The sequence below is a fragment of the Bradyrhizobium sp. LeoA1Lang genome (assembly GCF_055413685.1).
The window spans coordinates 34,832-44,338 of sequence record NZ_JBVAPG010000070.1; the positions used below are offsets into that span (position 1 = coordinate 34,832).

At 64.5% G+C, this 9,507-nt stretch carries 9 protein-coding genes; 2 read left to right on the forward strand and 7 right to left on the reverse strand.

Annotated features, from left to right (window positions below; genetic code table 11):
- The first annotated feature begins 103 nt into the window (after positions 1 to 103).
- Positions 104 to 1,666, forward strand: a complete 1,563-nt coding sequence (locus tag ACZYOF_RS23055) for an AMP-binding protein (protein WP_463717208.1) — start codon at positions 104 to 106, stop codon at positions 1,664 to 1,666.
- Positions 1,667 to 1,831: 165 nt separating this feature from the next.
- On the opposite strand, the gene ACZYOF_RS23060 is transcribed toward ACZYOF_RS23055, so the two are convergent.
- The 5 genes from ACZYOF_RS23060 to ACZYOF_RS23080 all read right to left on the reverse strand — a co-directional run bounded on the left by ACZYOF_RS23060 (position 1,832) and on the right by ACZYOF_RS23080 (position 6,595).
- Complete coding sequence (locus ACZYOF_RS23060) at positions 1,832 to 3,883, reverse strand: ATP-binding protein (RefSeq protein WP_463717209.1); 2,052 nt, start codon at positions 3,881 to 3,883, stop codon at positions 1,832 to 1,834.
- Between the two features lie 192 nt (positions 3,884 to 4,075).
- Positions 4,076 to 4,849: a thioesterase family protein gene (locus ACZYOF_RS23065; RefSeq protein ID WP_463717210.1), complete on the reverse strand. Its 774-nt coding sequence runs from the start codon at positions 4,847 to 4,849 to the stop codon at positions 4,076 to 4,078.
- An 11-nt stretch (positions 4,850 to 4,860) separates the two neighbouring features.
- Positions 4,861 to 5,496 (reverse strand): uracil phosphoribosyltransferase, encoded by a 636-nt coding sequence (gene upp / locus ACZYOF_RS23070; RefSeq protein ID WP_130577466.1) that lies wholly within the window; start codon positions 5,494 to 5,496, stop codon positions 4,861 to 4,863.
- A 116-nt stretch (positions 5,497 to 5,612) separates the two neighbouring features.
- Complete coding sequence (locus ACZYOF_RS23075) at positions 5,613 to 6,353, reverse strand: LysR substrate-binding domain-containing protein (protein WP_463717211.1); 741 nt, start codon at positions 6,351 to 6,353, stop codon at positions 5,613 to 5,615.
- Positions 6,341 to 6,595 carry a LysR family transcriptional regulator gene (locus ACZYOF_RS23080; RefSeq protein WP_463717212.1) on the reverse strand — a complete coding sequence of 85 codons (255 nt, stop codon included), beginning with the start codon at positions 6,593 to 6,595 and terminating at the stop codon, positions 6,341 to 6,343. Before ACZYOF_RS23080 ends, ACZYOF_RS23075 begins: the two co-directional genes overlap by 13 nt.
- Positions 6,596 to 6,696: 101 nt before the next feature.
- Here ACZYOF_RS23080 and ACZYOF_RS23085 point away from each other — a divergent pair, with 101 nt between their 5' ends.
- Positions 6,697 to 7,524 carry an oxidoreductase gene (locus tag ACZYOF_RS23085; RefSeq protein WP_463717213.1) on the forward strand — a complete coding sequence of 276 codons (828 nt, stop codon included), beginning with the start codon at positions 6,697 to 6,699 and terminating at the stop codon, positions 7,522 to 7,524.
- Positions 7,525 to 7,577: 53 nt separating this feature from the next.
- Here the strand turns inward: ACZYOF_RS23085 and ACZYOF_RS23090 are convergent, their stop codons facing one another.
- Both ACZYOF_RS23090 and ACZYOF_RS23095 read right to left on the reverse strand, forming a co-directional pair.
- Positions 7,578 to 8,546, reverse strand: a complete 969-nt coding sequence (locus tag ACZYOF_RS23090) for an NAD(P)H-dependent flavin oxidoreductase (protein WP_463717214.1) — start codon at positions 8,544 to 8,546, stop codon at positions 7,578 to 7,580.
- Positions 8,547 to 8,764: 218 nt separating this feature from the next.
- On the reverse strand, positions 8,765 to 9,325 hold the full coding sequence (locus ACZYOF_RS23095) for a hypothetical protein (RefSeq protein ID WP_463717215.1): 561 nt from the start codon (positions 9,323 to 9,325) through the stop codon (positions 8,765 to 8,767).
- Between the last annotated feature and the right edge of the window lie 182 nt (positions 9,326 to 9,507).

Sequence of the window (9,507 nt, forward strand, 5' to 3'; positions counted from 1 at the left end):
TTCCCTCTCCCGGCTTGAGCCGCTTCCTTGTTGTGCTAGCGTCATCGTCAACATTGGCACGAAGAAATGCCAGACACAAAACCGACGGGGAGGAATTCTTGAGATGAGCGATCCGCTCCATGCGTTTCCACCGGTGTGCGCGCAGACGCTGCGGGCGCTGGCACGCTATCCCACGCGCACCGCCTTCAGTTGGCCTGATGGATCGATCACCTACCGGGGCACGACCGACCTGGTCGGGCGGATCCAGAACGTGTTCATGCGGCTCGGCTTCGCGCCCGGCACCCGCGTCGCGCTGCTGAGCGCCAACCGCGCCGACGCCTGGTGCGCCGGCGTCGCCGCGCAGCTCGCGCGACTTGCGATCACCTGGCTGCATCCTCTGGGATCGCTGGACGATCAGCTATTCCAGATCGAGGATTCGGACGCGCAGATGCTGATCATCGATGCCGCGACCTTCCGCGACCGCGGCGGCGATCTCGCGGCGAAGGCCACGAATATCAAAACCGTGTTCACGCTCGGCCCCGCCGATTACGGCATCGACCTGTTGCAGGCGATCGAGCAGGCGGGGCACGCTACCGCGCGCTGCCTGGCCGGACCGGACGACATCGCGACGCTGAACTATACCGGCGGCACGACAGGCAAATCCAAGGGCGCGCTGCGCCATCACCGCGAATATGGCGGCTTCGCCGGCGCGATCCTGGCCGATTTCGAGATCCCCGACACGCCGCGCTATCTCACGGTAGCGCCGATCAGCCATGTCGCCGGAACGAAAGTGCTGCCGACGCTGATGCGCGGCGGCACCGTGCACATGCTCAAAGGTTTCGATCCCGAGGCCGTGTTCAAGACCATCGAGCGGGAGAAGATCAACTTCACGCTGTTCGTGCCGACCATGATCTATGTGCTGCTCGACCATCCCTTGCTTGACAAGACCGATCTCTCCTCGCTCGAACTGTTGCTTTATGGCGCCTCGGCGATGTCGCCGAGCCGGCTGGTCGAAGGCATCGAGCGGATCGGGCCGGTGTTCTCGCAGCTTTACGGCCAGACCGAATGCTATCCGGTCTCGGTGCTGCGCAAGGCCGACCATGATCCGAAGACGCCCGGGCTGTTCCTGTCCTGCGGCTTCCCGATCGCCGTCTGCGACGTGAAGATCCTTGATGACAATGACGAGGAGGTCGCAACCGGCGAAGCTGGCGAGATCTGCGTGCGCGCGCCGCATGTGATGGCGGAATACTGGAAGCGGCCCGATACTACAGTGGAGACGCTCAAGAACGGCTGGCTGCATACCGGCGACATCGCCCGCGCCGATGAGCGCGGCTACATGTACATCCTCGATCGCAAGAAGGACATGATCGTCTCCGGCGGCTTCAACATCTTCCCGCGCGAGGTCGAGGACGTGCTGTCGCAGCATGCGGATGTGGCGATGGTGGCGGTCGTCGGCGTGCCCGACGACAAATGGGGCGAAGCTGTCACCGCTGTTATCGTCGCCCGCGACGGCGCGCGGCCGGATGCGGATGAGCTGATCAACCTGGTGAAAGCGAAGAAAGGCTCGGCGCATGCGCCGAAGCAGATCCGCTTCGTGAAGGAATTGCCGATGACCGGCGTCGGCAAGGTCGACAAGAAGGTGTTGAAGGCAAGCTTCTGGACCGGCCGCGAGCGGATGGTGGGATGACGCGCGTGCGCTCGAGACGCGCGGCAGCATCTCCGATAGGTGCGCCGCATCGCTACGCGACGTCATTGCGAGGAGCGAAGCGACGAAGCAATCCACGCCTCCGCGTGCGTCGCTATGGATTGCTTCGCTCCGCTCGCAATGACGTGGAGAGAGCTGGGGTAACGCTCACCGCAGCAATTGGTCCAGCCGGTCGCGCAACTGATCCTGGTGGTAGGGCTTCGCCAGTCGCGGCAGGTCGACCTGCACGCCGTCGGGCAGTTCGGCATAACCGGTGGCGAGCAGGATCGGCAGTGACGGGCGCACTTTTCGCGTGGCGGCGGCAAGCTCGAGCCCGGTCATCCCTGGCATGACGTGATCGGTCATCATCAAATCGAGCGGCTGCTCGCTGCGAAGGATGTCGAGCGCGTGCAGGCCTGAGGTGGCGCCGATCACGCGGTGGCCGAGATCCTCCAGCATCTCCGTGGTCGACATCGCGATCAAGGGATCGTCGTCGACGAACAGGATCACCGCGGAGCGCTTGAGCTTTCGCGACGGCGGCGCTGGGCTCGCTGCTTCCGCCAGGACCGTCGCAACCGGCAGCATCAGCGTTGCGGTGGTGCCCTGGCCTTCGATGCTGGAAAGCTGCAGCGTGCCGCCGAGTTGCACGGCGAGCCCATGCACCATCGACAGTCCGAGCCCGGTGCCCTTGCCGAGCGGCTTTGACGAGAAGAACGGCTCGATCGCGCGCTTCAGGATCTCCGGCGACATCCCACTGCCGGTATCGATCACCGACAGCTTGAGATAACAGCCCGGCATGAGCGACGGATCCTTTACGGCCTGATCTTCCGACACCTTGATGTCGATTGCGCCGCCATCCGACATCGCATCGCGCGCGTTGATCGCGAGATTGAGGATCGCAAGCTCGAGCTGGTTGGCGTCGATCCGCGCCGGCGGCAGGCCTTCGGGCAAATCAAGGTGCAATGCGATCCGCGGCCCCAGCGAGCGTTCGAGCAGATTGCTCATGCCCCGGATCAGCGCACGCAGATCGACCGGCTCCACGCGCAGGTCCTGCTGCCGGGCGAAGGCGAGCAGCCGCTGCGTCAGCGAGGCGCCGCGCTCGGCCCCCTGCATTGCGCCGTCGATGAGGCGATGCAGGCGCTGGTCGCTCGGCAGGCGCTTGCGCAAGAGCTCGAGATTTCCCATCACCGCCATCAGGAGATTGTTGAAGTCATGGGCGATGCCGCCGGTGAGCTGGCCGATAATCTCCATCTTCTGCGCATGGCGGAGCTGCTCCTGCGCCTTTTCGCGCGCGGCGACTTCCTTCAGGAGGTCGGCGGTGCGCTGCTCGACGCGCTGCTCCAGCGTCGCCGTCAATTCCGAAAGCGCGGTACGCTCGGCTGCAAGCTGCGCCAGCAGGTTTTCGCGCTCGATCTCGGCGGTCTTGCGCAGGGTGATGTCGGAGCAGACACCGACCAGCGATTTGAGACTGCCATCGGGCCGCCGCACGGCGCGGGCGCGCACGTCGAGCCAATGCTGCGAGCCGTCCGGCCAGATCACCCGGTATTCGATCGCGTAATGCTTGCCGGTGCGGATGCTTTGCGCCAGGACGCCAAGACGCCGCTCGCGGTCGTCGGGATGCACGGCGTCGAGCAGCTCCGGGTAGGTGAACCGCTCGCTCGTGCGGCGCCCGAAATAGGTCTTGCAGATGTCCGAAGCCTCCAGCTCGAATTCCGGCAAATGCAATTCCAGCGCGCCGAGCTGGCCGGCGTTGAGCGCGGTCTGCAGCAGGCTCTCGCTTTCGGTGAGGTCTTCGAGGATGGCGCGGGTCTGGTACTGGCGGCGTCGGCCACGCACTGCGGAGCCGACGATGCTCGCAAGCGTGGTGGGATGAAACGGCCGCTCGATGAAGGTGACATTGCCCAGGATCTTGCCGAGCCGTACCGCGCCGGGATCGCGCTCGGGGCTGCCGCCCTGGGTCAGAAGCACGATCGGGAAATCCGACCATGCCGGCTGATCGTTGAGCCATCGCGTCAAGCTGGTCAAATCCTTCCCCACGATCGCGTCATCGGCGATCACGGCGAGCCCCGCGCCGCATGCGATCTCGCGCCTCAGCGCGGTGAGATCGCCGCAGATGTTGGCATAGTAGCCGGCCTCACGGATCAGGCAGGCGGTCTCGACCGCTTCACGCTCGCTCGAGGCAAGGACCACCGCACGCTCGGAGGAAGGACCCGGCCTCACGGCACGCTCCGGCTTAAAAAAGACTTGGCTGCAATAGGATAGGCAGCGCCGACGGCCGACGCTTGCCTGGCAGCGAGCGTCAGTCCGCCGGCGGCTAAATCAACGCACTTCATGATGGCCCTCAACGAGGGGCCAAACTCGCCCGGCCTCGAAGCGTTCCAAGGCGACGAAGCGATTTTTCGTCGCGTTACCTTAGCGCTTCTCGATCACCAGGCTTTGCACGGCGCGGCCGAAATAGCCGCGCTCGTCGGCGAGCCGCGACATCGCAAGCCCCGCCCCGTCGGGTCCGATCCAGCTTTCGCCATCGAGCAGGATCCACTCGCCGACCGGTTGTCGCGAAAGGCTCACGGTGAGGTCGGCATTGATGAAGGTCCACTCCCGGAAATCGAGCGTGGACGAGGTGCCGTTACTGAAATCGGCGGCGACCACCGCGCGCATCGTCTGCGACACCGGCGATCCCGCGATCAGCGGCCGGTCGACGCGAAACCAGATCGCGGCAGGACCGACCATGCCGAAGCGGCCGCGCGCGGCGCGCATCGAGATGCATCTGGTGAACGGGCTGCCGGCGTTATCGGCAGGCTCGAACATCGATTGATCGGGGCCGGGAAGCCCGAGCGGCAGGTCAACGACATCGGGCGGCAATGCCTGCGCCTGCGACTTGATCCGCAGCACGGAGGCCGCGACCACAGGCACGCCTTCGGCCAGGAGCCGCACGCCGCAGAGCTGGATCTTGCGGCCCTCGCGCAAGATCTCAGTCTCGATGGTGAGCGGCGCGACCGGCACCGGCCGCATCAGGTCGATGGTGACGCGCGCGATCTGCATCGGCACCGGCGTGGGCAGGGACTCCGCGGCCCACACCACCAGCGCCGCAGGCGCGGAACCGTGCTGCATCTGCGGATGCCAGGGGCCGGCGGCATCCGGGCTGGTGACGACTTTGTTGCCGTCAACGCGGAAGATGGGGTCCATGATAACTGGGCCTATTTGGTGCCGAACATGCGGTCGCCGGCATCGCCGAGGCCGGGCAGGATGTAGCCGTGGTCGTTCAACCGCTCATCGATGGCCGCGGTCCAGAGCGGCACATCGGGATGCTCCCGCTGAAAATGCGCGATGCCCTCAGGGGCGGCCAGCAGGCAGACGAAACGGAGGTCACGGGCGCCACGCTTTTTCAGGAGGTTCGCACCGGCGACGGCGGAATTGCCGGTCGCCAGCATCGGGTCCATCAGGATCGCGGTGCGATCGGCCAGATCGTGCGGCGCCTTGAAGAAATATTCCACCGCTTCCAGCGTCTCGGGATCGCGATAGAGCCCGATATGCGACACGCGCGCCGACGGCACCAGCGCGAGCATGCCGTCCAGGAATCCGACGCCGGCGCGCAGGATCGGCGCGAAGGTCAATTTCTTGCCTGCGATCATCGGCGCCTTCATCGGCATCAGCGGCGTCTCGATGTCGACCAGTTCGAGCGGCAGGTCGCGCGTCACCTCGTAGCAGAGCAGCATGCCGACCTCGTTGACGAGTTCCCGGAAACTCTTGATCGACCGGTCGCGCTCGCGCATCAGCGTGAGCTTGTGCTGCACCAGCGGATGGTTGACGACGTTGACGGCGGCGGCGCTCATGGCGGTATTTGTCGCACAGGGTCGCTGCCCGCATCAAGGGTTCGTGACGCCGCGCTGGTGCACGGATGGCCCTCGCCGCCGGGTTATCCAAGGCGACAAGCGGAAGCCGTTCGCCTTCACTTGCGAATATTTGCCGATTGCATAGACCGCACCGATTTCGAAGCGTGCGCTGGCTTGGGAATCCCGCCCGCTTTTCGCGCCACGCCCGACGGCAGTTCTTCCCGCAGCAGATCGACGAAGGCACGCAAGCCGGCGGTCATGTGCCGATGGCGCGGATAATAGAGACGCAATCCCGGAAACGGCGGCGTCCAGTCTTCAAGGACCGCGCGCAAGCGGCCATCGGCGAGATGATCGGCGACCCACCAGTCGCTCACGAAGATGAGGCCGAAGCCATCCAGCGCGGACTCGACCATCAGGGCATCGTTATCGAGCGTCAGCCTGCCCGGCACGTCCAACGCGAACTCCTCGCCGCGCTTCTCGAACTCCCACCGGTACAGCTTGCCGCTGGGCATCCGCCTGCGAACACATTCATGGGCAAGCAGATCCGAAGGCGAGCGCGGCACCGACATCCGTTCGAAATAGGACGGCGCGCCTACCACGAGGAAACGCGAGTCCGGCCCGCAGGGGACCGCCACCATGTCTTGCGGAACGGCTTCGGCAAGCCGAATGCCCGCATCAAAGCCTTCCGCGACAATGTCGATGTGACGGCCTTCCATGGTCAGTTCGACCTGCATGTCGGGATATCGCCGCAGGAATTTTGCAACGACAGGCCGCAAGATCTGATGGCCGGCGCGCTCCTTCAGGCTGATGCGCAGCGCGCCCGCCGGCGTGTCGCGGAAGACGTTCACGTCTTCCATGGCGCCGGCGATCTCGCGCAACGCCGATTGACCCGTGAGAGGAAGCGCTCGCCCGCCGCCGACAACGAGACGCTGCGCGTCGTGCGGTTGATGAGGCGAACGCCAAGCCGCTTCTCCAGCCCTGCCACCGCATGGCTGAGGGCCGATGGCGAGATGCCGAGCTGCGTGGCCGCCGCGCGGAAACTGCGGTGGGCCGCGATCGCGGCGATGGCGTTCAGTTCGAAAAGGCCAGCATCGATCATTGTTCGATATTCTGCATCAGGTCATGTCAATTTATGCCGATTGTCACATTAATCAATCCGCCTATCTGTGATCCGGGATTTGGGCCGAAAGGACATCACAGATGGCAAAGACATTCCTCATCACAGGCGTTTCCACCGGCTTCGGCCGCGCACTGGCCGAAGCTGCCCTGCGGGAAGGGCACACGGTCGCCGGCACCGTGCGGAAGCAAAGCGACCAGGAGAATTTCGAGAAACTCGGCAAAGGCGCGCACGCCGTGATTCTCGACGTCGCCAACACCAGCGCGATCGCCCCTGTGGTCGCGGAGATCGAGCGCAGCATCGGCCCGATCGACGTGCTCGTGAACAATGCCGGCTATGGCCACGAGGGCATCCTGGAAGAGTCCTCGATCGAGGATTTGCGCCACCAGTTCGAGGTCAACGTGTTCGGCGCGGTGGCCATGATGCAGGCGGTGCTGCCTTACATGCGCAAGCGGCGCTCCGGGCACATCCTCAACGTCACCTCGATGGGCGGCATCATGACGTTTCCCGGCCTGAGCTACTACCACGGCAGCAAGTTCGCGCTGGAGGGGATTTCGGAGACGGTCGGCAAGGAAGTGAAGGACCTTGGCATCAAGGTGACGGCGATCGAGCCGGGCGGCTTCCGCACCGACTGGGCGGGACGATCGCTGGTGCGGGCGGCGCGATCGATTTCCGACTACGACCAGGTGATGAACCCGGCGCGCCAGCGCCGCATGGAATATAGCGGCAAGCAGATCGGCGATCCCGCGAAGGCCGCGCAAGCGATGTTGAAGGTCGCGATGTCGGATGATCCGCCCGCGCATCTTCTGCTTGGCAGCGACGCCGTGCGGCTGGTCGAGGAGAAGATCAAGGCGCTGCAGGCCGACTTCGAAGCGTGGAGGGACCTTTCGCTTTCCACCGACGTTGCCTGATCAGGAAAGCACTGGCGGTCCCGTGCGCAACGCCGGGACCGCCAATTGATGGATCACAATGCCGGATCGACCGCTTCCTCGTATTCCTTCTTGAAGCGCGCGATCAGTTCGGCAGCGGGCACGATCTTTTCGACGCTGCCGACACCCTGGCCTGAGCCCCAGATCTCCTTCCAGGCTTTCGGCTTCGCCCGCTCGCCGGAGGCGTCGGTGCCGAAGCTCATCTTGGAGGGATCGGAGGTCGGCAGATTGTCCGGGTCCATGCCGGCGGCGACGATCGACGGCTTCAGGTAATTGCCATGCACGCCGGTGAACAGGTTGGAATAGATGATGTCTTCCGCGGCCGAGCCGGTGATCATGCTCTTGTAGCCTTCGACCGCATTCGCCTCCTTGGTCGCGATGAAGGCCGAGCCGATATAGGCGAAGTCGGCGCCGAGGACGCGCGCAGCACGGATCGCCTTGCCGTTGCCCATCGCGCCCGACAGCGCGATCGGACCGTCGAACCACTGCCGCGTCTCCGCAACGAAGGGGAACGGCGATAGCGTGCCGGCATGGCCGCCGGCGCCGGCCGCCACCAGGATCAGGCCGTCGGCGCCCTTCTCGATCGCCTTGTGGGCGAACTTCTGGTTGATCACGTCGTGGAAGACGATGCCGCCCCAATTGTGCACGGCCTGATTGAGCTCCTCGCGCGCGCCAAGCGAGGAGATGATCATCGGCACCTTGTGCTTCTCGCAAAGCGCGAGATCATGATCGAGCCGGTTGTTCGACTTGTGCACGATCTGATTGACCGCGAACGGCGCCGAGGGCCGTTCGGGATGCGCCCTGTCATAGGCCGCGAGCTCTTCCTTGATGCGCCCCAGCCATTCGTCGAGCAACTCCGGCGGCCGCGCGTTCAGCGACGGAAACGATCCGACCACGCCGGCCTTGCACTGCGCGATCACGAGATCAGGCACGGAGATGATGAACAGTGGCGCACCGATCACTGGAATCGACAGACGGCCCTTGAACAAGGCAGGCATGGACATCAGAGAAGATCCTTCGATTAGCTGGGAAGAGAGACTAGGCCAAAGATGCCAGACATCATACCAGCAAGGCAATCTTTCCAGTGTCAAGTATTGCGTTTTCGCGCTATTGCCGTAGCCCGGGTGGAGCGGAACGCGTAACCCGGGACGTCTGTTTCCGCATCTGCGAGCGGACCCGGGTTACGCTGGCGCTCCAGCCGGGCTACGAGAGCTACAGAGCGCTATTGGCAGATCGCCCGCGTGACGAAATTTTCCGTCCGGCAGTCATTGGGTCTGCGCTTGTGGCCGGGAACGAACACGATCGGCGAGCATTTCTCGGCCGCATCGGTGTCCAGGCTCTTGCCTTCCTTGTAGCCCTTGCTCTGGCAGAGCTTGTCGGCGCCGGCCTTGCAGTCCGGCGCGCCGTTGGCTGCGACCAGGCAGGCCGCGCGGCCGGTGACAATCAATGACGGTCTTGTGAGAGCAGACAGGCTCTCGCCCGCATCCTTGGCGCGGGCGTTGAGATCATCAACCGTCTCGCCCGGACTCTTCAACGACGGCAGGATCGACTTGGACTTTTCGAACAGCTTGCTGATCTCGTTGATGAGGCCCGGGTTCTCCTCGCGCTCAGGCGGCGCAGCTTGGTTCGGCTGAGGCTGGGGCTGTGACTGGACACCGAGCGAGATTGGAGGCGCGGCTTGCGCAAAAGCGAGATCGGAGGCGAGCATCAGCGTCGACACGACAACGGCCGCCTTGGCGACGGGCGGTCCGATGCGAAACGAAAGCTCGACTCGATCAAGCATGCCGAAGCGTAACCCGAGGACGACGACACGGCAAAGCGCTTTGCGCCACACCTACCACCCTTGTATCTGCACGGGCATGATTTGTGCGATGGAAGCGATTTAGCGTCTTGGCCGGTGGCCACCGGCCAAGACGCGTGGCGAAGTCGCCCGTTACCCCTCCGGCCACAACCGTGGATGAGCTT